The organism is Ferranicluibacter rubi, assembly GCF_011603255.1.
Lineage (GTDB): Bacteria > Pseudomonadota > Alphaproteobacteria > Rhizobiales > Rhizobiaceae > Ferranicluibacter > Ferranicluibacter rubi.
On the sequence record NZ_JAANCM010000009.1, the window covers coordinates 112,727 to 135,247 of the forward strand.

General features: G+C 62.0%; 20 protein-coding genes, 1 pseudogene and 2 riboswitches. Of the genes and pseudogenes, 12 read left to right on the forward strand and 9 right to left on the reverse strand.

The window, feature by feature from the left end:
• Positions 1-63: 63 nt before the first annotated feature.
• Positions 64-1,317, reverse strand: a complete 1,254-nt coding sequence (gene tyrS / locus G8E10_RS17260) for a tyrosine--tRNA ligase (RefSeq protein ID WP_110798949.1) — start codon at positions 1,315-1,317, stop codon at positions 64-66.
• A 125-nt stretch (positions 1,318-1,442) separates the two neighbouring features.
• Here tyrS and G8E10_RS17265 point away from each other — a divergent pair, with 125 nt between their 5' ends.
• Complete coding sequence (locus G8E10_RS17265; RefSeq protein WP_167130061.1) at positions 1,443-2,567, forward strand: anhydro-N-acetylmuramic acid kinase; 1,125 nt, start codon at positions 1,443-1,445, stop codon at positions 2,565-2,567.
• Between the two features lie 10 nt (positions 2,568-2,577).
• On the opposite strand, the gene G8E10_RS17270 is transcribed toward G8E10_RS17265, so the two are convergent.
• The 3 genes from G8E10_RS17270 to G8E10_RS17280 are packed head-to-tail and all read right to left on the reverse strand — an operon-like array spanning position 2,578 to position 3,892.
• Entirely contained in the window at positions 2,578-2,787 is a 210-nt protein-coding gene (locus G8E10_RS17270; RefSeq protein ID WP_132441875.1) for a hypothetical protein, read from the reverse strand.
• Positions 2,784-3,209 carry a putative toxin-antitoxin system toxin component, PIN family gene (locus G8E10_RS17275; RefSeq protein ID WP_167130062.1) on the reverse strand — a complete coding sequence of 142 codons (426 nt, stop codon included), beginning with the start codon at positions 3,207-3,209 and terminating at the stop codon, positions 2,784-2,786. Before G8E10_RS17275 ends, G8E10_RS17270 begins: the two co-directional genes overlap by 4 nt.
• A 5-nt stretch (positions 3,210-3,214) precedes the next feature.
• Positions 3,215-3,892: an alpha/beta hydrolase gene (locus G8E10_RS17280; RefSeq protein WP_167130063.1), complete on the reverse strand. Its 678-nt coding sequence runs from the start codon at positions 3,890-3,892 to the stop codon at positions 3,215-3,217.
• Positions 3,893-4,158: 266 nt separating this feature from the next.
• Between G8E10_RS17280 and G8E10_RS17285 the strand changes: the two genes are divergently transcribed.
• The 8 genes from G8E10_RS17285 to G8E10_RS17320 all read left to right on the forward strand — a co-directional run bounded on the left by G8E10_RS17285 (position 4,159) and on the right by G8E10_RS17320 (position 13,381).
• Positions 4,159-5,325, forward strand: coding sequence for a cysteine desulfurase family protein (locus G8E10_RS17285; protein WP_167130064.1), 1,167 nt, complete (start codon positions 4,159-4,161; stop codon positions 5,323-5,325).
• 137 nt (positions 5,326-5,462) lie between these two features.
• Positions 5,463-6,932 (forward strand): Fe-S cluster assembly protein SufB, encoded by a 1,470-nt coding sequence (gene sufB, locus G8E10_RS17290; protein WP_110727906.1) that lies wholly within the window; start codon positions 5,463-5,465, stop codon positions 6,930-6,932.
• Positions 6,933-7,187: 255 nt separating this feature from the next.
• Positions 7,188-7,943 (forward strand): Fe-S cluster assembly ATPase SufC, encoded by a 756-nt coding sequence (gene sufC / locus G8E10_RS17295; protein WP_062593062.1) that lies wholly within the window; start codon positions 7,188-7,190, stop codon positions 7,941-7,943.
• 14 nt (positions 7,944-7,957) lie between these two features.
• Complete coding sequence (sufD, locus tag G8E10_RS17300; RefSeq protein WP_167130065.1) at positions 7,958-9,232, forward strand: Fe-S cluster assembly protein SufD; 1,275 nt, start codon at positions 7,958-7,960, stop codon at positions 9,230-9,232.
• A 45-nt stretch (positions 9,233-9,277) separates the two neighbouring features.
• Positions 9,278-10,519 carry a cysteine desulfurase gene (locus G8E10_RS17305; protein ID WP_167130066.1) on the forward strand — a complete coding sequence of 414 codons (1,242 nt, stop codon included), beginning with the start codon at positions 9,278-9,280 and terminating at the stop codon, positions 10,517-10,519.
• Positions 10,520-10,529: 10 nt separating this feature from the next.
• The gene (locus G8E10_RS17310; RefSeq protein ID WP_110798940.1) at positions 10,530-10,922 is read left to right on the forward strand and encodes an SUF system Fe-S cluster assembly protein; all 393 of its coding nucleotides are present in this window, start codon (positions 10,530-10,532) and stop codon (positions 10,920-10,922) included.
• A gap of 75 nt (positions 10,923-10,997) precedes the next feature.
• Entirely contained in the window at positions 10,998-11,390 is a 393-nt protein-coding gene (gene sufA / locus G8E10_RS17315; protein WP_092933832.1) for a Fe-S cluster assembly scaffold SufA, read from the forward strand.
• 182 nt (positions 11,391-11,572) lie between these two features.
• On the forward strand, positions 11,573-13,381 hold the full coding sequence (locus tag G8E10_RS17320) for a sensor histidine kinase (protein WP_167130067.1): 1,809 nt from the start codon (positions 11,573-11,575) through the stop codon (positions 13,379-13,381).
• A gap of 54 nt (positions 13,382-13,435) precedes the next feature.
• On the opposite strand, the gene gcvP is transcribed toward G8E10_RS17320, so the two are convergent.
• From gcvP to gcvT, 3 genes are read right to left on the reverse strand one after another with little or no spacing between them, the layout of a single operon-like run.
• Positions 13,436-16,306, reverse strand: a complete 2,871-nt coding sequence (gcvP, locus tag G8E10_RS17325; RefSeq protein ID WP_167130161.1) for an aminomethyl-transferring glycine dehydrogenase — start codon at positions 16,304-16,306, stop codon at positions 13,436-13,438.
• A gap of 11 nt (positions 16,307-16,317) precedes the next feature.
• Entirely contained in the window at positions 16,318-16,680 is a 363-nt protein-coding gene (gene gcvH / locus G8E10_RS17330) for a glycine cleavage system protein GcvH (RefSeq protein ID WP_110727898.1), read from the reverse strand.
• Positions 16,681-16,695: 15 nt separating this feature from the next.
• Positions 16,696-17,832, reverse strand: coding sequence for a glycine cleavage system aminomethyltransferase GcvT (gene gcvT / locus G8E10_RS17335; protein WP_343289820.1), 1,137 nt, complete (start codon positions 17,830-17,832; stop codon positions 16,696-16,698).
• Positions 17,833-17,915: 83 nt separating this feature from the next.
• Positions 17,916-17,990, reverse strand: a riboswitch (glycine riboswitch).
• Positions 17,991-17,993: 3 nt separating this feature from the next.
• Positions 17,994-18,078, reverse strand: a riboswitch (glycine riboswitch).
• A gap of 320 nt (positions 18,079-18,398) precedes the next feature.
• On the opposite strand from gcvT, the pseudogene G8E10_RS17340 reads away from it, so the two are divergent.
• Positions 18,399-18,764 (forward strand): annotated as a pseudogene (locus G8E10_RS17340) (copper chaperone PCu(A)C); the annotation flags it as partial.
• Between the two features lie 9 nt (positions 18,765-18,773).
• Here G8E10_RS17340 and G8E10_RS17345 read toward each other — a convergent pair.
• Positions 18,774-19,892, reverse strand: a complete 1,119-nt coding sequence (locus G8E10_RS17345; protein WP_167130070.1) for a mechanosensitive ion channel family protein — start codon at positions 19,890-19,892, stop codon at positions 18,774-18,776.
• 177 nt (positions 19,893-20,069) lie between these two features.
• On the opposite strand from G8E10_RS17345, the gene G8E10_RS17350 reads away from it, so the two are divergent.
• Together G8E10_RS17350 and G8E10_RS17355 are read left to right on the forward strand one after the other, a co-directional pair.
• Positions 20,070-21,098 carry a L,D-transpeptidase family protein gene (locus tag G8E10_RS17350; protein WP_110798934.1) on the forward strand — a complete coding sequence of 343 codons (1,029 nt, stop codon included), beginning with the start codon at positions 20,070-20,072 and terminating at the stop codon, positions 21,096-21,098.
• A 250-nt stretch (positions 21,099-21,348) separates the two neighbouring features.
• Positions 21,349-21,708 (forward strand): DUF4189 domain-containing protein, encoded by a 360-nt coding sequence (locus G8E10_RS17355; protein ID WP_110798933.1) that lies wholly within the window; start codon positions 21,349-21,351, stop codon positions 21,706-21,708.
• Between the two features lie 31 nt (positions 21,709-21,739).
• Here the strand turns inward: G8E10_RS17355 and G8E10_RS17360 are convergent, their stop codons facing one another.
• Positions 21,740-21,877: a hypothetical protein gene (locus G8E10_RS17360; RefSeq protein ID WP_165910564.1), complete on the reverse strand. Its 138-nt coding sequence runs from the start codon at positions 21,875-21,877 to the stop codon at positions 21,740-21,742.
• Positions 21,878-22,521: the final 644 nt, after the last annotated feature.

The window sequence follows — 22,521 nt, forward strand, 5'->3', positions numbered from 1 at the left end:
TCGGGCAGGGATTGCTGCCCGATGCCTCGGCGTAAGTCTCGATAGGATTGCTTGTTGCTCGTCTTACGACGGGCGAACGAGGATGTGTTTCTTTTTGCCGAGCGACAGCTTGATCACGCCGTCTGCGGTCAGTTCGCTTGTGCCGATGGCCTTGCGCTCGTCTGAGATCGCGACATCGTTGATGCGGACGGCGCCACCCTGGATATGGCGGCGGGCTTCGCCGTTGGAGGCGGCGAGGCCGGAGCGGACGATCAGCGTCAGGAGCCCGAGGCCGGCGTCGAGTTCGGCGGCCGGGATCGTGATGGACGGCAGGTCTTCGGCGAGCGCACCTTCCTCGAAGGTCTTGCGCGCGGTCTCGGCAGCCGCCTCTGCAGCGGCGCGGCCGTGCAGGATCGCGGTCACCTCGGTTGCCAGCGTCTTCTTCGCCTCGTTGATCTCGGCGCCGCCAAGGGCCGTGAGCTTTGCGATCTCGTCCATGGGCAGCGTCGTGAAGAGCTTGAGGAAGCGGCCGACATCGGCATCTTCCGTGTTGCGCCAATACTGCCAGAAGTCATAGACCGGCAGCAATTCGGCGTTCAGCCAGATCGCGCCGGAGGCCGACTTGCCCATCTTCGCGCCCGACGACGTGGTGAGCAGCGGCGAGGTGAGCGCGTAGAGCTGCTGCGTGCCCATGCGGTGGCCGAGATCGATGCCGTTGACGATGTTGCCCCATTGGTCGGAGCCGCCCATCTGCAGGCGGCAGTCGTAGCGCTTGGCCAGTTCCACGAAGTCGTAGGCCTGCAGGATCATGTAGTTGAATTCGAGGAACGAGAGCGACTGCTCGCGGTCGAGCCGCGTCTTGACGCTGTCGAAGGAGAGCATGCGATTGACGGAGAAGTGCCGGCCGACATCGCGCAGGAATTCGAGGTAATTGAGCGGACGCAGCCATTCGGCGTTGTTGACCATCAGCGCGGCGTTGCCGGGCTTGTCATAATCGAGGTAGTTGGCAAAGCAGCGCTTGATCGAGGCGATGTTCTCCTCGATCGTTTCCACCGTCATCAGCTTGCGGGCTTCTTCCTTGAAGGAGGGGTCGCCCACCATGCCGGTGCCGCCGCCCATCAGAGAGAGCGGCCGGTGGCCGGTTTCCTGCAGCCAGTGCAGCATCATGATCTGCGTGAGGTGACCGACATGCAGGCTCGATGCGGTAGGGTCATAGCCGATATAGGCCGTCACGACCTCCTTCTGGAACAGCGCATCCAGCCCGCTCTCATCGGAGAGCTGGTGGAGAAAGCCGCGCTCGTCGAGGGTGCGGAGGAAATCGGACTTGAACCTGGACATGGACCTGAACTCTTCAATCTGGCTGAAGCCGGGCCTTTAGCATTGTTTTTTGCGAAGTGCATCCGTCTCGGTCATGAATGTTGCAGACAGGGATCGCCGACGCGATTCGGCGGGAGTGACATGAAATGACGGCGGTGAAGACGGCGATAGGGCTGATGAGCGGTACCAGCATGGACGGGATCGACATCGCGCTCGTGGAGACCGACGGCGAGGCGATCGTCAGGCGCGGCCCGTCGCACGGGCTTTCCTATGACAGCGGATTTCGTGCACGGCTGAAGGCAGCTCTTGTCATGGCGGGCGCGATCCGGCATCGCGCCGAGCGTCCGGGAGACCTTGCGCGCATCGAGCGGGACCTGACGCTGCTGCATGCCGTTGCCGTTCACGACTTCCTCCATGCTCACGGGCTGAAGTCCTCCGATATCGATGTGATCGGTTTCCACGGGCAGACGGTGCTGCACCGTCCGGACGCCGGGCTGACCGTGCAGATTCACGACGGGGCTCTCCTGGCGGCGGAAACGGGGATCAACGTCATCCATGACATGCGTGCGGCCGACATGGTGGCCGGCGGGCAGGGGGCGCCGCTCATCCCCGTCTATCATCAGGCGCTTGCCGCCAATCTGCCGGGCGATCTCGAAGGGCCTGTCGTGTTCGTCAATATCGGCGGTATTTCCAACCTGACCTTCGTTGGTGACGATGGACACCTCTCGGCCTTCGACAGCGGACCCGGAAACATGCTGATCGACCAGTGGATCGAGGCCCATGGCGGCGGGGCGTTCGATGCCGGCGGTGCCGTTGCTGCGGCAGGCGCCGTCGTGCCTGATGTTGCAGCCCGATACCTGAACCACACGTTCTTTTCGGGCAATCTTCGCCGTTCGCTCGATCGCGGTGATTTCGCGCCGCCTGCCAAGGGCGAGGTCTCGCTGGAAGACGGCGCCCGCACGCTCGCCTATGTCACAGGTGCCGCGATCCTGCGCTGCGCGACGCATCTGCCGGCCCGGCCGAAGACCTATATCGTCTCAGGAGGAGGTCGGCTCAATCCGGTTATCATGCGTGAATTCTCGGTGCTGGCGGCGGAGAACGGCGCCCGCGTCGTATCGTCCGATGCCGTGGGGCTGGATGGTGGCGCGATGGAGGCGGAAGCCTGGGCCTATCTCGCGGTGCGGTCGCTGCGCGGTCTGCCGCTGACGTTTCCGGGGACAACGGGCGTGCGGGAGCCGATGAGCGGGGGTATTCTCAATCCAAAGCCATGATCGACGGGGATCAAGGACGTCTCAGAAGCTCCAATGCTTCGTCGATCTCGTGGCGTCCACGTTCGGCCTCTTGGAGGTAGAGCTTGTGGGTTTCGAATTGTTCGACCATATGCACAGCGACGTCCGACATCAATGTCTCGACGCTCACGCCGCGTTCGCCGGCAATGCGCGCAACCTTCTCTGCCGTGTCTTGGGACACCGGAATGACGATCGCGTTCATGGCATCATCCTTTGCAACAGCGACTGGGGCGTCTCGATGACGATCTCCGGGAACTTGAGATCCATGGACCGAAAGTCCCGGATATTGTTCGTCACGATCGTAGCGCCGTTTGCGGCGACAGCCAATTCGAAAACGTGATTGTCGGCTTCATCGACGAGATTCGGCCGCCAGCTGAAATAGATGTCGTGCCATCGGCATGTCGATACAAAGGCGCGCAGCAGCAGGCTGCGTTCCAGACTGTCGAGACGCGCCCTGCCAAAAATCGCCTCACGGGACAGGACGTCTCTGTACTCCAGGAAAAGCGACGCCGACAGAACCGGCGTCAATGTCTTCAAAAGGCAAAGCTCGATGATCTTCGAAGAGGCGCCGCGACCGATATAGGCACTTGTCAGCACATTCGTATCGATAACGACGTTTGCCATTGGCTTTAGCGGATGCGCTTCGCCGCAGGCTCCGGCGTCAGTTCGCCGTTCAGGCGGCGATCGAGGTAGTCTTCGCACTCGCCCATCAGCGTATCCACCTGCCCGTTGAAGAAGTGGTTGGCGCCGGGGATGATGCGGTGCGTGATCAGGATGCCCTTCTGGGTCTTCAGCTTCTCGACCAGCGTGTTGACGTCCTTTTCCGGCGCAACCTTGTCGACATCGCCGTTGATGATCAGGCCGGAGGAGGGGCAGGGTGCCAGGAACGAGAAGTCATAGGTGTTGGGCTGCGGGGCGACCGAGATGAAGCCTTCGATTTCGGGGCGGCGCATCAGAAGCTGCATGCCGATCCACGAGCCGAAAGAATAGCCTGCGACCCAGCAGCTCTTGCTGTCGGGATGCATGCTCTGCACCCAGTCGAGCGCCGAGGCGGCATCGGACAGTTCACCGGCGCCGTGATCGAACTCGCCCTGGCTGCGGCCGATGGAGCGGAAGTTGAACCGCAGTGTGGTAAAGCCGCGCTTCTGGAACATATAGAAGAGCTGGTAGACGATCTGATTGTTCATCGTCCCGCCGAACTGGGGGTGGGGGTGCAGAATGATCGCAATCGGGGCATTCTTCTGCTTGGAAGGCTGATAGCGGCCTTCCAGTCGGCCAGCGGGTCCGTTGAAAATGACTTCGGGCATTGGGTCTCCGGCGTGAGCATGGTTCCGATAAGCGGATAAGACGGCCGAGCAGTCTTGACGAAAGCACTCAGCTTTTCTAAAACCAGTTTAGAACCATTCAAAACTTGGCACGGCGTGCGTGCAGGTGTCGTCTCTTACGGCAAGCGAAGCGAAAACTTCAAGGAAAATGCGGTGCCTGCTCCGGTTTAGATGGGCCGGCAGGCGCTTTTGGCAAGAACAGATCACCTGACGCATCATGCGTGAGGGAGAGGATACGGACGGTCGATATGGCCATGGCACGGATCTACATGGACTGGAACGCAACGGCGCCGATCTCGGCCGTCGCGCGCGACGCGTTCCTGTCCGCGTTCGACCTGACGGGCAACGGTTCCTCCGTTCATGCGGAAGGCCGGCGGCTCAAGACGGTGATCGAGGCTGCGCGCCGGGACGTGGCTGGGCTCTGCGAGGCCGAGCCTGCCTGCGTCACCTTTACCAGCGGCGCGACGGAAGCGGCCAATATGGTGTTGACCCCGGATTTCCGTATGGGCCGGACACCGCTCGGCATCGGGCGGCTTTATGTTTCGGCCATCGAGCATCCCGCCGTGCGCGAGGGTGGACGCTTTCCGAAAGATCGTGTCCAGGAGTTGCCGGTGACACAGGCGGGAACGACCGATCTCGATACGCTTGATCGGGCTCTGGCAGTCCATCCGCGGGAAGAGGGCATTCCGATGGTGGCCGTCATGCTCGTCAACAACGAGACCGGTGTCATCCAGCCGATCACGCAGGTTTCCGAGCGTGTGAAGGCAGCAGGCGGTTTGCTGGTCGTGGATGCGGTTCAGGCCATCGGCCGCGTGCCGGTGTCGATCTCGGATCTGGGTGCGGATTTTCTCATTCTTGCCTCGCACAAGATCGGCGGTCCGAAAGGTGCTGGTGCGCTTGTCGCACGCGGCGAGGTGCTGATGCCCCGTCCGCTGATCCATGGCGGCGGTCAGGAAAAGGGGCATCGCTCCGGCACCGAGAATCCGGCGGCGCTTGCTGGCTTCGGAGCAGCAGCGCGTGCGGCGAAGGATGCACTTGGCGTTTACCCTTCGCAGGTAACGACTTTGCGCGACAGGCTGGAAGCCGGTATGCGGACGTCCGCGCCGGACGTCCTGATCCATGGCGCGGATACCGTGCGCGTCGGGAATACGACATTCTTCAGCCTTCCCGGGTTGAAAGCCGAGACGGGGCAGATCGCTTTCGATCTGGAAGGGGTTGCCCTGTCTGCCGGATCGGCCTGCTCTTCCGGCAAGGTGGGTCAGAGCCACGTGCTGATGGCGATGGGGCAAGATCCGTCGCTTGGGGCGCTGCGTATCTCGATCGGGCCCACGACAACGGTCGAGGAGATCGACCGCGTTATCGACATCTTTGCCCGGATCGCCGGGCGCCGCCGGTCGAATGTCGCGGCGGCCTAAAGAAAGCGTGTGAAAGCTGAGTTTCCGTGGCCGAAAAAGGGTGAAACTGCCCGCTCGGCCCATTACATAGACGGCACGACACAATCGTGCCTCACAGAGGGCCGGATCCTTGACATCCGGCAAGACGGGAGAATGACATGGCTGCCGTGCAGGAAACAATCGATCAGGTGAAGCTGATCGACGTTGACCAGTACAAGTATGGTTTCGAATCGATGATCGAGATGGACAAGGCCCCGAACGGCCTGTCCGAAGAGATCATCCGGTTCATTTCCGCCAAGAAGGATGAGCCCGACTGGATGCTCGAATGGCGTCTGGAGGCCTATCGCCGCTGGCTGACGCTGACCGAGCCGGACTGGGCGCGCGTCAACTATCCGAAGATCGATTTCAACGCGATCTCCTATTATGCCGCGCCGAAGAGCACGCCCGGCCCGACCTCCATCGACGATGTCGATCCGGAGATCCTGAAGATCTATGAGAAGCTCGGCATTCCCCTGCGCGAGCAGGAATTGCTGGCCGGCGTAAAGACCTCGAAGATCGCGGTAGATGCGGTGTTCGACTCGGTGTCGGTCGTCACGACCTTCAAGGAGGAGCTGAAGAAGGCCGGCGTGATCTTCATGTCGATCTCGGAAGCCGTCCGCGAGCATCCGGATCTGGTGAAGAAGTATCTCGGCACCGTGGTTCCGACCACGGACAACTACTATGCGACGCTGAATTCGGCGGTCTTCACCGATGGCTCGTTCGTCTTTGTCCCCAAGGGCGTTCGCTGCCCGATGGAGCTGTCCACATATTTCCGCATCAATGAAAAGGGCACCGGTCAGTTCGAACGGACGCTGATCATCGCGGAAGAGGGCGCTTACGTCTCCTATCTCGAAGGCTGCACGGCACCGCAGCGCGACGAGAACCAGCTGCATGCGGCCGTGGTCGAGCTCGTTGCGCTCGACGATGCCGAGATCAAGTATTCGACGGTCCAGAACTGGTATCCGGGCGATAAGGACGGCAAGGGCGGCATCTACAACTTCGTCACCAAGCGCGGCGATTGCCGCGGCAACCGGTCGAAGATCTCGTGGACGCAGGTCGAAACCGGCTCCGCGATCACCTGGAAGTACCCGTCCTGCATCCTGCGCGGCGACGACAGCCGCGGCGAGTTCTACTCGATCGCGGTCTCGAACGGCCACCAGCAGATCGACAGTGGCACGAAGATGATCCATCTCGGCAAGAACACGTCGAGCCGTATCATCTCCAAGGGCATCGCTGCCGGCGTGTCGCAGAATACCTATCGCGGCCAGGTCTCGGCTCACCGCAAGGCGACGAACGCGCGCAACTTCACCCAGTGCGATTCGCTCCTGATCGGCGATCGCTGCGGGGCGCATACGGTGCCCTACATCGAGGCGAAGAACTCGACGGCGCAGTTCGAGCACGAGGCGACGACCTCCAAGATCTCCGAGGACCAGCTGTTCTACTGCCTGCAGCGCGGCATCCCGGAAGAAGCGGCGATCGCGCTGATCGTCAACGGTTTCGTCAAGGAAGTCATCCAGGAACTGCCGATGGAATTTGCGGTTGAAGCGCAGAAGCTGATCGGGATTTCGCTTGAGGGGTCTGTGGGCTGATGCAGCTCTAGGACCGCTTTGCTCTCTTCGTCATCCGTGGACCGATCTGTTTGAACGTAGCGATGAAATCGACAACCTTTATCGTGCGCACGCGAACATGATGATGTGGGGCAATCATAATTGAGACGACTGCAGATCCTCGGGACAAGCCCGAGGATGACGTTCGCGAAGAGATACCGCGAGGCTGCCATCGTCTTTCAGAATCAAAAGAAGCCATTGGTCGTGATCGCCACTGGCCGCCGGAAGGAATGACCAATGCTTGAAATCAGAAACCTCCATGCCCGGATCGCCGAGGATGGCACCGAGATCATTCGCGGATTGAACCTGACCGTGAAGGCCGGGGAAGTTGCGGCCATCATGGGGCCGAATGGTTCGGGAAAATCGACGCTGTCGTACATTCTTTCGGGCCGCAAAGACTATGAGGTTACCGAAGGCGACATTCTGTACAACGGCGAGAGCATTCTTGAGCTCGACGCGTCGGAGCGTGCCGCGAAGGGCATCTTCCTCGCCTTCCAGTACCCGGTCGAAATCCCGGGCGTTGCCACCATGCAGTTCCTCAAGGTGGCAATGAACGAGCAGCGGAAGTATCGCGGCGAGGAAGAGCTGAAGACCCCGGATTTCATCCGCCGGGTCAAGGAAGCGGCCGCCGAGCTGAAGATCAACCCGGATATGCTGAAGCGGCCGCTCAATGTCGGCTTCTCCGGCGGTGAGAAGAAGCGCGCCGAGATCCTGCAGATGGCGCTGCTCGCGCCGAGCCTCTGCATTCTCGACGAAACCGATTCGGGCCTCGATATCGACGCACTGAAGATCGTGTCCGATGGCGTGAACGCTCTGCGGTCGCCGGATCGCGCCGTGATCGTCATCACGCACTACCAGCGCCTGCTGGAATATATCGTGCCGGATACGGTCCACGTCCTCTACAAGGGCCAGGTCATTAAGACCGGCGACAAGTCGCTGGCGCTGGATCTAGAAGCCAACGGCTATGCCGACATCATCGGCGCGGCGGCTTGAAGGGGCGTTTGCTCATGAACATTCAAAACACGATCACGCGAACGGCTGCCGAAACGGCGATGCTGGAAGCGTATAATCATCAGCTGAGCGACCTGCCGGGCGACGGCGCCGTTCTCTCGGCGCGCGACCTGCTGCTGTCCGACCTGAAGGATGCCGGGCTGCCGACGCGGCGGCTGGAGGCGTGGCACTATACCGATCTGCGCGCATTGCTGCGCAACGTTCCCGCCTTTGACGGGTCTGCCTTCGCGGAAGCGGTCGCACCTTTGGCTGTCGGGTCGTCCGTGCTAACGGTCCTCAATGGCCGGGCCGACATTGGCGATGCGCCGCAGGGCGTCGTCGTCAAGCGATATGGCGAGAGCCTGCTCGATGGTACGGCAGCCGGCGATCTGGTCGAACGGAATGCGGAAGACGCCATCGGCCGCATCAACGGCACCTTCGTTCGCGATGGTTTCGAGATCGAGATCCTGGAAAATACCGTTCTGGTCCAGCCGCTGGAGCTTCAGATCGTCCAGAGTGCCGGACAGAGCCACAGCCGCTTTCCCGTGACCTTCGGGGCCGGTTCCAAGGCGACCGTGATCGAGCGGCATCTGTCGGTCGATGGCAAACCAAGCCTCGTTTCGTCGGTCTCCGATCTCATCATCGAGGCGGGTGCCGAGGTGACGTGGATCTTGCTGCAGCAGCAGGGCGACGACGATACGCATCTCGGTCAGCTCAATTTCGAGCTGGGCGAAAACGCGTCCTTCAAGCTGTTCGTCATCAATGCCGGTGGCAAGCTGGTGCGTCAGGAAGTACATGGCTTGGTGACGGGCGAAGGCTCGGACTTCAAGCTGCGCGGCATCAACCTGATGGGCGGTGACACGCTGACGGATGTAACGTTTACGCTCGGCCATGACGTTGCGAACACGACCTCGACCGAGATCATCCGCAACGTGCTCTTCGACCGGGCGCGTGGCGTGTTCCAGGGACAGATCCGTGTGGCGCAGGATGCGCAGAAGACGGATGCGAAGATGGCGTGCAACACGCTGCTTCTGTCGGACGATGCGGATTTCTCCGCAAAGCCCGAACTCGAAATCTTTGCCGACGACGTGCAGTGCGGCCATGGCGCAACCGTGATCGACCTGAACCCGACGCATCTCTATTATCTCCAGGCTCGCGGCATTCCGGAAAGCCGGGCGCGTGCCATGCTGGTCAACGCCTTCGTGGACGAGATCGTCGAGGAGCTGGAGAGTGAAACGCTGATCGAGCCGCTGGAGCTCATTATCTCCGAATGGCTGGCGCGCCACGCCTGATCGTATCAGGCACGCGCTCGGACAAAGGCAGAAAGCAGAGGCACCATGGACCAGACGGTTTCCCTAGAGGCATATGACGTCGAGCGGATACGGCAGGATTTCCCGATCCTGTCGCGGACCGTTTACGGCAAGCCGCTCGTCTATCTCGACAATGGCGCCTCGGCCCAGAAGCCGCAGGCCGTCATCGACGCGATCAGCCACGCCTATGCCAATGAATATGCCAATGTCCATCGCGGCCTGCATTTCCTGTCGAATGCCGCGACGGATGCCTATGAGCTGTCGCGCGAGAAGGTGCGGCGGTTCCTGAACGCGCCGTCCGTCGACGATATCGTGTTCACCAAGTCCTCCACCGAGGCGATCAACACGGTCGCCTATGGCTGGGGCATGCCGAAGCTCGGTTCGGATGACGAGATCCTGATCTCGATCATGGAGCATCACTCCAACATCGTGCCCTGGCACTTCATCCGCGAGCGGCAGGGCGCCAAGCTCGTCTGGGCGCCGGTGGACGATCAAGGCGTGTTCCACATCGACGACTTCGTCAAATGCCTGACGCCGAAGACGAAGCTGGTGGCGATCACGCATATGTCGAATGCGCTCGGCACGATCGTTGATGTCAAGGAGATCTGCCGTATCGCGCATGAGCGCGGCATTCCAGTTCTGGTCGACGGCAGCCAGGCGGCCGTGCACATGCCGGTGGACGTTCAGGACATCGATTGCGACTGGTACGTCATGACCGGCCACAAGCTCTATGGCCCCTCGGGTATCGGCGTGCTTTACGGCAAGAAGGAGCGGCTGGCCGAGATGCGGCCCTTCATGGGCGGCGGTGAAATGATCATCGACGTCAGCGAGGACGCGATCAGCTACAACGAGCCGCCACACCGTTTCGAGGCGGGCACGCCGCCGATCGTACAGGCGATTGGGCTCGGTGTTGCGCTCGACTATATGGACGGGATCGGCCGTGACAGGATCGCGCGGCATGAGGCGGATCTCGCTGCCTATGCGGCCGAGCGGCTTCAGTCGGTCAATGCGCTCCGCGTTATAGGACAAGCACCGGGCAAGGGTGGTATCTTCTCCTTCGAGATCGAAGGGGTGCACGCCCATGACGTTTCTACGGTTATCGACCGTGCCGGCGTCGCGGTGCGGGCCGGTACGCATTGCGCCATGCCGCTTCTCAAACGGTTCGGCGTGACGTCCACCTGCCGGGCCTCGTTCGGGCTTTATAACACGCGCGCCGAAGTCGACGTGCTGGTCGTTGCGCTGGAACAGGCGCGGAAATTCTTTGCGTGAGGATACGAGCATGACCCTAGAGACCCCGGCCGACACCACAGGCGAAACGCCGGATGCCCGTGACGGCATTGTCCAGTCGGCCATCCCGCCGGAAGAACTGGCGCGGCTGTCGGACGACGTGATCTCCGCGCTGAAGACCGTGTACGACCCGGAAATCCCGGCCGACATCTACGAACTCGGGCTGATCTACAAGATCGACATCGAGGACGATCGCATGGTGAAGATCGCCATGACGCTGACGGCGCCCGGCTGCCCGGTGGCCGGCGAAATGCCGGGCTGGGTAGAGAATGCGGTCGGCACTGTCGAAGGCGTTTCGGGTGTCGAGGTGTCTATGACCTTCGACCCGCCATGGACGCCGGACCGGATGTCCGAGGAAGCGCAAGTCGCCGTCGGCTGGTATTGATCGCAGGCCAATAGGGTCTTACATTCGAATGCGAAGCACCGGGCCTTGAACCCGGTTGTTGCAAGGAGAATTTCCATGGGTTTTGCGGTCATGAGCCTGTCCGACGCTGCGGCACAGCGCGTCAACGCCATCGTCGATAACGCGGGTGGCGACACGAAGGGCATCCGGCTCTCCATCAAGAAGGGCGGATGCGCAGGCATGGAATATGCCGTCGATCTCGTGAGCGAACCCAATGCCAAGGACGACCTGATCGAGCATGCGGGCGCCCGTGTGTGGGTCGCGCCCGAGGCGGTGCTCTATCTGCTCGGCACGCGCATGGATTTCGAGGTGACCAAGATGCGGTCGGGCTTCACCTTCAACAATCCCAACCAGACATCGGCATGCGGTTGTGGCGAATCGGTCGAACTGAAGCCTGCGGATCTTGCAGCGCTCGCCGCCAAGGGTGATGCGGTGGTGCGGGTCGGCTGACGGGCAACTGCGACGATACGGCCTGGCAAACGTCGGGTTTCATCCTCATTCGTTGGCGTCGATAGCTCACCGGAGACTTTCCGTGCTGTCTGCGACTTTACTTTTGATCTCGCAGCAACCGGCCCGACATTATTCGTCCATATGATATCATCGATACGCACCGAAGTGGCAGAGGCACTGACTTGCCCAGTCTTGACCGGACGACTCTTGAGGCTCTGTATAACGACCATCCCGACGCCGTTATCGTGACGGCGCCGGGAGGCGCGATCCTTTCGGCAAATGCGGCCGCGGCCAGCCTGTTCGGGTTCGATGCGCGCCTGATGGTCGGCCGACCGTTCTCTCCGCTGCTCGACGAAGCCTTTCCGGATAGCGCGGGCAGCGCGCATGACATCTCCGTTCTTTACAAACGCGCAGACGGCACGCGCTTTACCGGGATGACACGCACAATCGCAGTTCACGACGCTGGCGATGTGCCGAGAACATCTATCCGGATCATTCGTGCCGAACATCTGCGCGACGCCACGGACGACATACCGTCGATCCGCACTGTGGATACGGCCCTCGACGTGATCGCAGAGGGCATTGCGATCTACGACGAGGACGAACGGCTGATCCTCTGCAACAAGGCCTATCGCCAGCTCTTCGGCCCTGTCGGAGAGCGGCTGCAGATCGGCATGTCGGTGGCCGATTTCGCGCTGCAACTGCTGTCGGAAGAGGGGATGGAGCTGGGATCGGCCGAGGCCGAAGCCTGGATTCGGCGTCAGGTTGATTTGTTCCGCAGAGCGGACGGCATGCCGGAGATCTTCCCTTACAACAACGGGCGGTGGCTGAGGGCTGAGAATACGCTGACCGCCGACGGCAATACCGTTGCCATCCGGGTCGATGTGACCGACCTGAAGCAAGTCGAACAGGAGCTGGATCGGCAGCGGCAGGACTATGCGACGCTGGTCGAAACCATACCCGACTTCATCACCCGCATATCGCCCGACCTCGTCTACACCTTCGTCAACCAGCGTTTCGCCGCCTGTATCGGCTTGTCCGCGGACGCCATTATCGGCCGAAGCTGCCTTGATTTCGTCGTCGAGGACGATCCGCTGGTGGATATTTTCCGCGGCCTGACGCCGGAGGAGCCGGCCACGGCGCAGGAGCAGTGCCGCGTGTCCGCGAATGGCGTGGAGATCTGGATGCTGTGGTCGAACCTCGCGGTCTTCGACGGTCGGCGCCTTGTCGAATATGTCACGGTGGGGCGCGATATCACCGAGATGAAGCGGCAGCAGATGCGCATTGCCGAGCAGCGTTCGGAGCTGCAGCGGAAGAACGAGGCGCTGGGGCAATTCACCAGCAGCGTCTCGCACGACCTGAAGGCACCGATGCGGCAGATTTCCATGTTTGCGGAGATGATCGCCGACGACATCGCGACGGACAAACTGGAAGACGTGCCGGTTTACGCAACGCAGTTGCGGAGCAAATCGCGACGCCTGATGCAACTGGTCGATAGCCTGCTCGACTATGCGCGGATCGCGGATCGAATCGCGAGCCCGCAGCGCGTGGGCTTGCGCGACGTGGTTGAGGATGCGCTCGGCAATCTCCAGAACGATATCGCCGAGAGTGGCGCGCAGATTACGGTCGAGGCGCTTCCCGACGTGATCGGGGATTCGGAGCTCCTGAAGCGCCTCTTCCAGAACGTCATCGGCAACGCCATCAAGTACCGGCGGACAGGTGTGGTACCGGAACTGACGATTACGGGATGGCGGGACGGGCGGATCGCGCAGATCGCATTTCCAGACAATGGCGTCGGTATCGATCCGCAACATGCAGACAGGATCTTCGACATCTTCCAGCGGCTGCACCGGGATGAAAGCATCTTCCCAGGTACCGGCGTCGGCCTGTCGCTCGCCAGGCGCATTGCGGAGAGCCATGGCGGCACGATCGTGCTCGACCCGGAGTACCGGAACGGCGCGCGCTTTGTCGTCAGTCTTCCGGCTGCCTGACGAGACGTTCGATGTGAAAAGGCCCGCTTGACGAGAGCGGGCCTTCCTTCATGCTTACTCCGCGGCTTCGGCGTAATCCTCGAGCGGCGGGCAGGTGCAGACGAGGTTTCGGTCGCCGTAGACGTTATCGACGCGGTTGACCGGCGACCAGTATTTGTCGACGCGGAAGGCGCCGGGCGGGAAGCAGGCCTGTTCGCGGGAGTAGGGGCGGTCCCAGTCACCCACGAGGTCTTCTACCGTGTGCGGGGCGTTCTTCAGCGGGTTGTTGGTCCGGTCGAGACGGCCTTCCTCGACGGCGCGGGCTTCCTCGCGGATGGCCAGCATCGCATCGCAGAAGCGATCGATCTCGGCTTTGGTTTCCGACTCGGTCGGCTCGACCATCAAAGTGCCGGCAACGGGCCAGCTCATGGTCGGGGCGTGGAAGCCGCAGTCGATCAGGCGCTTGGCGACATCGTCGACAGTGACGCCGGCGCTTTCGGCCAGCGGGCGCGTGTCGATGATGCACTCATGCGCAACCCGGCCCTTTTCCGACTTGTAGAGCACGTCATACGCGCCCTTGAGGCGGGCGGCGATGTAGTTGGCGTTCAGGATGGCGACCTTGGTCGCTTGCGTCAGGCCTTCGCCACCCATCATCAGGCAGTAGCTCCACGAGATCGGCAGGATCGAGGCCGAGCCGAAGGGAGCAGCCGAGACCGCACCTGTGCCTGCACTGTCGGGATTGGACGGATCGCGTGGCAGATAGGGTGCGAGGTGCGCCTTGACGCCGATCGGTCCCATGCCCGGACCGCCGCCGCCATGCGGGATGCAGAAGGTCTTGTGCAGGTTGAGATGGCTGACGTCGGAGCCGATATCGCCCGGGCGGGAGAGGCCCACCATGGCGTTCATGTTGGCGCCGTCGAGATAGACCTGACCGCCATGTTTGTGGACGATCTCGCAGACCTCGCGCACGCTTTCCTCGAACACGCCATGCGTCGAGGGATAGGTGATCATGCAGCAGGCGAGCGTATCGGCGTACTGCTGTGCTTTTGCACGGAAATCTTCCATGTCGATGTCGCCATTGGCGCTGACCTTGACCACGACGACCTTCATGCCGACCATCTGGGCGGATGCCGGATTGGTGCCATGGGCCGATGTCGGGATGAGGCAGATGTCGCGGTGGCCCTCATTGTTGGCGAGGTGATAGGCGCGGATCGTCAGGAGGCCGGCATATTCGCCCTGCGCGCCGGAGTTCGGCTGCATCGAAATCGCGTCGTAGCCGGTGACGGCGCAGAGCTTTTCGGAGAGGTCGTCGATCATCGCCTTGTAGCCGAGCGCCTGATCGGCGGGAACGAAGGGGTGGATCTCGGCGAATTCCGGCCAGGTGATCGGCAGCATTTCCGCCGTTGCGTTCAGCTTCATCGTGCAGGAGCCGAGCGGGATCATCGCCCGATCGAGCGCGAGGTCGCGATCCGAGAGCCGGCGGATGTAGCGGGTCATCTCGCTTTCCGCACGGTTCATGTGGAAGATCGGGTGGGTGAGGTAGGCGCTGCGGCGAAGGAGCGCCGAGGGCAGGCGGTAGTCCGGCTCGAACTGTGCCACCTTGAAATCGCCGCCGAAGGCGCGCCAGACGGATTCGAGCGTGATCGGCCGCGAGCGCTCGTCAAGGCTGATGCCGATGCGGGTCTCGCCGATCTTGCGCAGGTTGACGCCTTCCGCCACCGCCGCCTTCATGATGACGGACTGCAGCTTGCCGACCTCGACGGTCACCGTGTCGAAGAAGGTTTCCGGCTCGACGGCGTAACCGAGAGCTTCCAGCCCCTTGGCAAGCCGAACGGTCTTCTGGTGAATGCTCTGCGCAATGGCCTTGATGCCTTCCGGCCCATGGAACACGGCATACATCGACGCCATGACGGCCAGCAGCACCTGGGCTGTGCAGATGTTCGACGTTGCCTTTTCACGGCGAATATGCTGCTCGCGGGTCTGGAGCGACAGGCGATAGGCGCGATTGCCGCGGCTATCGACCGAGACGCCGACAAGGCGGCCGGGCATGGAGCGCTTATGCGCGTCCTTGACGGCCATGTAGGCCGCATGGGGGCCGCCATAGCCGACGGGAACGCCGAAGCGCTGTGTCGAGCCGATGGCGATATCGGCGCCCATTTCGCCGGGCGACTTCAACAGCGCCAGCGCCATGGGATCGGCTGCAATCACGGCGATCGCACCGGTCTGGTGCAGACGCGAGATCAGCCCCGAGAAGTCGCTGACATGGCCGTATGTGCCGGGATACTGGAAGATCGCGCCGAAGACGTCGGCCGACTGCATGTCCGTAAACGGATTGCCGACGAGGATCGTCCAGCCGAGCGGTTCGGCGCGCGTCTTCAAAAGTGCGATCGTTTGCGGATGGCAGTTCTCGTCCACGAAGAAGATCTTCTGCTTGGACTTGGAGACGCGCTCCGCCATGGCCATGGCCTCGGCCGCAGCCGTGGCTTCATCCAGCAGCGAGGAGTTGGCGACGTCGAGGCCGGTGAGGTCGCAGACCATGGTCTGGTAATTCAGCAGCGCCTCAAGGCGTCCTTGGCTGATTTCCGGCTGGTAGGGCGTGTAGGCCGTGTACCAGGCAGGATTTTCCAGGATGTTGCGCTGGACGACCGGCGGCGTGATGGTGCCGTAGTAGCCTTGCCCGATTAGCGAGACCAGCGGCTTGTTCATGTTCGCCGTTTCGCGCAGCGTATCGAGCGCTTCGCGTTCGGTGAGCGCCGCACCCCAGGCGAGCGGCGTCTTCTGGCGGATGGATGCCGGAACGGTGTCGTCGATCAGCGCGTCGAGCGAGGGATAGCCGATCACCTTCAGCATCGCGGTCATTTCGGACGGCGAGGGACCGATATGGCGGCGGTTGGCGAAGTCGTAGGGCTGATAATCCGTGAAGGTGAAATCGGCCGGCGTTGTCACAGGCGTCGTCATCAGGCGATCAGCTCCTTGTAGGCGTCCTCATCCAGCAGCGCATTGGCAGCGGAGGGGTCGGAGAGTTTCAGCTTGAAGAACCAGCCGGCGCCCTGCGGGTCGCCATTGACGAGCGCGGGGTCCTCAACGATGGCCGGGTTGGTTTCGACAATCTCGCCGTCCAGCGGACAATAGACGTCGGAGGCAGCCTTGACGGATTCGACGGTTGCGGCGCTCTCGCCCTTGGTGAGGGCCGTGCCGGTTTCGGGCAGTTCCACGAAAACGAGGTCGCCGAGCTGGTCGGCAGCGTGCTTGGTGATGCCGACAGTCGCGACGTCGCCGTCGATCTGCAGCCACTCATGTTCGTCGGTGAATTTCAGCATGGGATCGGCTCCTGATCAGCGCTTGTAGGTGGGGGTGATGAAGGGAAGAGCGGAAACGGTCATCGGCAGATACTTGCCGCGCAGTTCCGCGAAAACAGTGGTGCCGGGCGTCGCGAGAGGGGTATCGACATAGCCCATGGCGACGGGATGGCCGACGCTGGGCCCGAAGCTGCCGGAGGTGACCTTGCCGACTTCGGTGGTGCCGGTCGCGTCGGAATAGAGCGTCGCGCCGCCGCGCACCGGCGCCTTGCCGTCCGGCTTCAGGCCGACGCGGCGGATCGCCGTGCCGTTCGTTTGCGCGTCCAGAATGGCGCCGGCGCCCGGAAAGCCACCGCTGCGAGCGCCGCCCGTACGGCGGGATTTCTGGATGGCCCATTCGAGTGCCGCCTCGATGGGGCAGGTCGTCGTGTCGATGTCGTTGCCGTAGAGACACAGGCCGGCTTCGAGACGCAGCGAGTCGCGGGCGCCGAGACCGATCGGCAGAACATCGGGATGATCGAGCAGGCGACGGGCGATATCCTCGGCCTTATCGGCGGGAATGGAGATCTCGAAACCGTCCTCGCCGGTGTAGCCGGAGCGGGAGATGATGCAGGGCACGTCGTGGATCAGCGCCTCGGCGACATCCATGAAGCGCATGGCGGCGACATCGGCCCAGAGCTCGGCCAGAACGCCTTCCGCGCGCGGGCCTTGCAGCGCCAGCAGCGCCCGGTCTTTGAGCAGCGTCAGTTCGAAGCGATCGCCCAGATGCGCCTTCAGATGCGCGAAATCGGCGTGCTTGCAGGCAGCGTTGACCACGATGAGGAACCGGCCGGGCAGGCGCGCAATCATCAGGTCGTCGAGGATGCCGCCGGTCTCATCGGTGAAGAGGGCGTAGCGCTGGCGGCCTTCGGCAATGCCGAGCACATCGACGGGCACGAGGCTTTCCAGAGCCAGCGCCGCGTCTTCCAGCGTGCCGGATGCGGCGCGCAGCTCGACCTGGCCCATATGGGACACGTCGAACAGACCGGCGGCGTCGCGGGTATGCAAATGCTCCTTTAGGACGCCAGCGGGATACTGAACCGGCATGTCGTAGCCGGCGAAGGGCACCATGCGGGCGCCGAGGGAGAGATGCAGGGCGTGTAACGGCGTCTGCTTCAGCGGGGCGTCGTTCAAGGCTGTGTGATCGTCCAAATCCGGTCTCCAGGTTGGCGCCATGCGCCGGCTCGTGTCAACGCGCACGGAGTCGTGACGTCGAATGAGCCCCCTCTGTTCCTGTGCCTGAGATTGTTATCCCTTCGGCGAGCGAAATGCTTCTCTCCAGAGTCCTGCCGGCATCCTGATGGTTCGTGGGCCTGAGAGTTTCCGGGGCGGTTGCTCCTTCGGCACCAGCTCGAAGCTGGATTCTCCCAACAAGATCGGGTTCAGATAAGAAGGATAGGGCATCCTTGGCAAGCGGAAAATGTCGCAACGACCAAGATTTTCGTCGTCGCTGGCATGGTGCGGAAAGCGCGCCGACGTGCGGACATGCCCGTTTCCGGCTTTGCTTTATGCCGGGCTCGCGATAGCAATGTGGCCGCACCCTTTACTCTCGCGCGGACGCGCCTGGAGACGACGACATGCCTTCGGTCAAGACCATCCTCGTTGCCGCCCTGTCGATGGCATTGCCTATGACGCTTGCCGCCATGCCAGCCGTATCGGCCAAAACCGCCAACAGCGGTGGACAGGTCGTTGCGGGCGCGCTGACACTCTCCGGCGGCACGGCCAAGCCGATGCCGCCCGGGGCGAAGGTCGGGGGCGGGGGGCTGACGATCGTCAATGCGGGGCCAACCGACGACAGGCTCGTTGCGGTCGAGAGCCCTGCGGCCGGTCGAGTCGAACTGCATGAGATGACGATGGACAACGATGTGATGCGCATGCGCAAGCTCGACGGCATTCCTGTGCCGGCGGGGCAAACGGTGACGCTCGCCGGCGGTGGGCTGCATCTGATGTTCATGGATGTTGCAAAGCCATTTCGCCAGGGCGACACAATCCCGCTGACGCTGACCTTCGAAACCGCGGGGAAGATTGCCTATGAACTCCCGGTGGGCACGCTCGCCGGACAGTAATTTGCCGTCTCAGGCCTGTGCGCGCATGGGTGTGGTGACGGCGATATTACCGACGGCATCCGCGGTCTTGAGTTCCGCGCGCAGGTGCGGAAGGGCGGTGGGATAGGTCTGCGCGATGAAGCCGATGATCTTCTCGCGCATCTCGCAACGCAGGTCGAAGGCGCGTGCGGCATTGGATGCCGAGCAGAGGATGCGGATCTCCACCGTCTCAGGTTTCAGGTCCGTCACCGCGATATTGATGACCTGCCCATCCCAGAGCGGGGACGCCGCGGCGATCTTCTCGGCTTCCTTCCGCACGGCATCGACGGGTACGCTGTAGTCGAGATAGACCATCACGGTGCCGATCAGAGCGGCGGTTTCGCGGGTCCAGTTCTGGAACGGCTTTTCGATGAAGTAGCTGAGTGGCAGCACGAGACGGCGCCAGTCCCAGATCTTGACGACGACATAGGTCGCGGTGATCTCCTCCACATTCCCCCATTCGCCTTCGATCAGCAGCGCATCGTCCAGACGGATGGGCTGGGTGATGGCAAGCTGAATACCTGCGAAGAGGTTCTTGAGCACCGGCTGTAGCGCCAGACCGAGCACGATGCCCGCAACGCCCGCAGAGGCGAGAAGGCTGACGCCATATTGCTGCACGGCCGGAAATGTCATCAGGCAGGCGGCAACGCCGAAGATGATGATAACGAGGCCGGCGATGCGTTCCATGATCCGCGACTGCGTGACGTGCTTGCGTGCGAGGAGATTGTCTTCCGCATCGAGCTTGAAGCGTCGCAAATAAACCGTCGTCCAGATGTGCAGCGTCACCTTGCCTATCCAGGCGAAGACGAGGATGAAACCGAGCAGCAGGATATGATGCAGGGTCTCAGCCTGACTAGCCGTCAACGGCGCGATGGAGACGCCGAAGGAAAGGGCGACCATGATGGCCACCAGCCGGGTCGGGCGCTCCGAGCGTGCCACCAGCGACCGCCAGAACAGATCGTACTTCGCGGCAATCCGCGTCGCGATCTCGAACAGGATCCTGTGGACGAAGATACCGATGCCGAACAGCAGCGCAAGAAGGATGACGCTGACAGCCCACGCGGGCACCCAGCGCAGGGATTGGTCCAGCCATGTGATCATATCGCTCATGCGAAGAGGTTAGGGTGCGTTGCAGCATTGTGTAGGCCCGACGTCGGCTTTTCTGGCGCGCTTGCCGTTGCAAGCGGGGTTCAGGAAAGATTAACCATGTAAGGCGAGTGTGTTAGCGGTGCGCTTCACGCGCCGCTGCGACACAACTTCGTCGCGATTGTGATCGATAGAGGCCGCATGCCAGCATTTCCTCGCCTGAAAGCCCTTCGCAAGGCCTGCGTCCAGACTGTCGCTATCGCCGCGCTCGGCATGGCGCTCAGCGGCTGCATGGCGCTCGACATGACGGAAGCGCCGCCGAAGCTGTCGTCGAAGATGGTGGCGGAGATGACGCGCAAGGGCATGAAGGCGGAGAGCCCGGTGCTCGTGCGCATCTTCAAGCAGGAAAGCGAACTGGAGATCTGGAAGGTCGATCGCAGCGGCAAATACGCTCTGTTGAAAACCTATCCGATCTGCCGATGGTCGGGCGATCTCGGGCCGAAGCGGAAGTCGGGCGACCGGCATGCGCCAGAGGGCTTCTACCATGTCACCAAGGGCATGCTCAATCCGAACTCCCAGTTCTACGTGTCGTTCAACCTCGGTTATCCCAACCGGCTGGAAAGCGCGCTCGGCTACACGGGCGAGGCGCTGATGGTGCATGGCGCCTGCTCGTCGTCGGGCTGCTATGCGATGACCGACCAGGGTGTGGGCGAAATCTACGCGATTGTCGCGCGGGCGCTTGAGGGGGGGCAGCCGAGCTTTCAGGTACAGGCCTATCCGTTCCGCATGACCGCCCAGAATATGGCGGCCCATCGCGGCGATCCTGATCTTGCCTTTTGGCGCATCCTGAAAGAGGGCTACGATGCCTTCGATATCACCCGCCGACAGCCGAAAGTGTCTGCCTGCGGTGGGCGCTACGTGTTCGACAAGACGTTCCTGAACGGCGAACCGACGGACCCTCTTGCGCCGTGCCCGGAGGCCGCGCCCGGCATCGAGCCGCAGGCGCTTGCCAAGATCGCAGAAGAGAGCCGCGCGATCGACGCTCTCATCGGCGGACCCGCGCCGATTGCTGCTTCCATGAGCGCTTATGTCGATGGCGGCATGCATCCGGTTTTCCGCACACTCCTGAAACAAACGGGCGCCAAGGGCATGGCGGCGAAGGTGTCCGGTACGAAGTACCCGATCAGCCGGCCGGACGCAGCTCTCGCCGATCCGTTCGCCGGGAAATAGGGTAACAGCCGGCGCTGGCGCGCCGACCGTCTTGGCGTCATTGGATGCGCCCGCGACGGGCCGTGAAGATCAGAGCGATTCGCCGTCGTTCACCATGCGCATTAGCTATGCTCGATATTAAAAAGCTGGCGATGATCGCACCTATATTGTCGAGTCTCATTACCTCCTGTAGCAATCTTTCCCGTGTCCCTCGCCATTCCGGCAGGGACGCCCGATGACAATCGGGACATTCGATCTCGGGGGAGATTTCATGAAGACCTTTATTCGTATTGCCTTTGCAACAACCATTCTTCTTGCCGGCCCTGTTAGCTCGGCCTTCGCCTTCGGCGCGATCGCCGTCAACGACGAACAGGGCATGGCGGCCGACGAAGCCGGCTATGGAATGGGTTGGGGAAGCTCCCGCAAGGAAGCCGAACGCAACGCCGTTCAGGAGTGCAAGTCGGCCGGAAACGATGACTGCAAGGTTGCCGTATGGTTCGAACAGTGCGGCGCCTATGCCGGCGATCGCGTCAATTACGGCATCGGCTATGGCTCGACCCAGAAGGCGGCCGAGACGATGGCGACGAAGGATTGCCCGAACTGCAAGATCGTCGTTTCGGATTGCCAGTAGGCCAAACCCAACTCTCGCGTTGTCTCAGAGCCTAAAGGCGCTGAATGGACTCGATGTTCGCCCGGGGCGCCGCGGTGCCCCGGTGCGGAACGAGGACGATGGTCAGGACCGTCGCGACGAGCGATGCTATCAGTATGACGCCGAGGGGCAGGGAAGTGGGTCTCATCATGGCAGCGTCCGCTTGGTCGACTGAAGGCGATCGCGCGGCGCAGGGCATCGCAGGATTCGCTCCAAAACATTGATCTCATACACGCTTCTGGACCGGTGAGCCGGGCGCTTGCGCAGTGATCTCATTGTGCCGGGAGAAACTGTCCGCAAGCTGTCCACCGAACGGGGCAGGCGCGCTAAGGCCCTGCGGAAATCACGAAGTGTTGCGCCCGGAATGCTTGCGTGACGTCTGTTCGATCTTACATCGGTGCAAATGAAGGATGGTGCGCCATGTATAAGTTCATGATGAAGGAATTGATCGTCGTTATAGCGGCGCTGTGCGCCATATCAGGCTTGACGTTCGCCATGCTCGCCGTGTCGGTATAACAACGGGCGTCTTGATGCCGTGCGGTAAAGTCCGCGTCGTTAGAGAACAAATATCCCGATGACCATTGCGATGGGGACGGGGACACCCACCAGCCAAACGAGAAGCTCGCGAATCATAAAGGTACTGTAGTCGTCGTGATCGACGCCTCTTCGCGGCCGTTGTTTCCTGGCTTCCATCACCGCTATCTCCTGTTTCAGCCCGCTTACTGCCGCTTCAACCAGGAACACACGTTTTCGTTCCGCGTCAGATAACGCGATATGAGATGGCCCGTTCCTCAG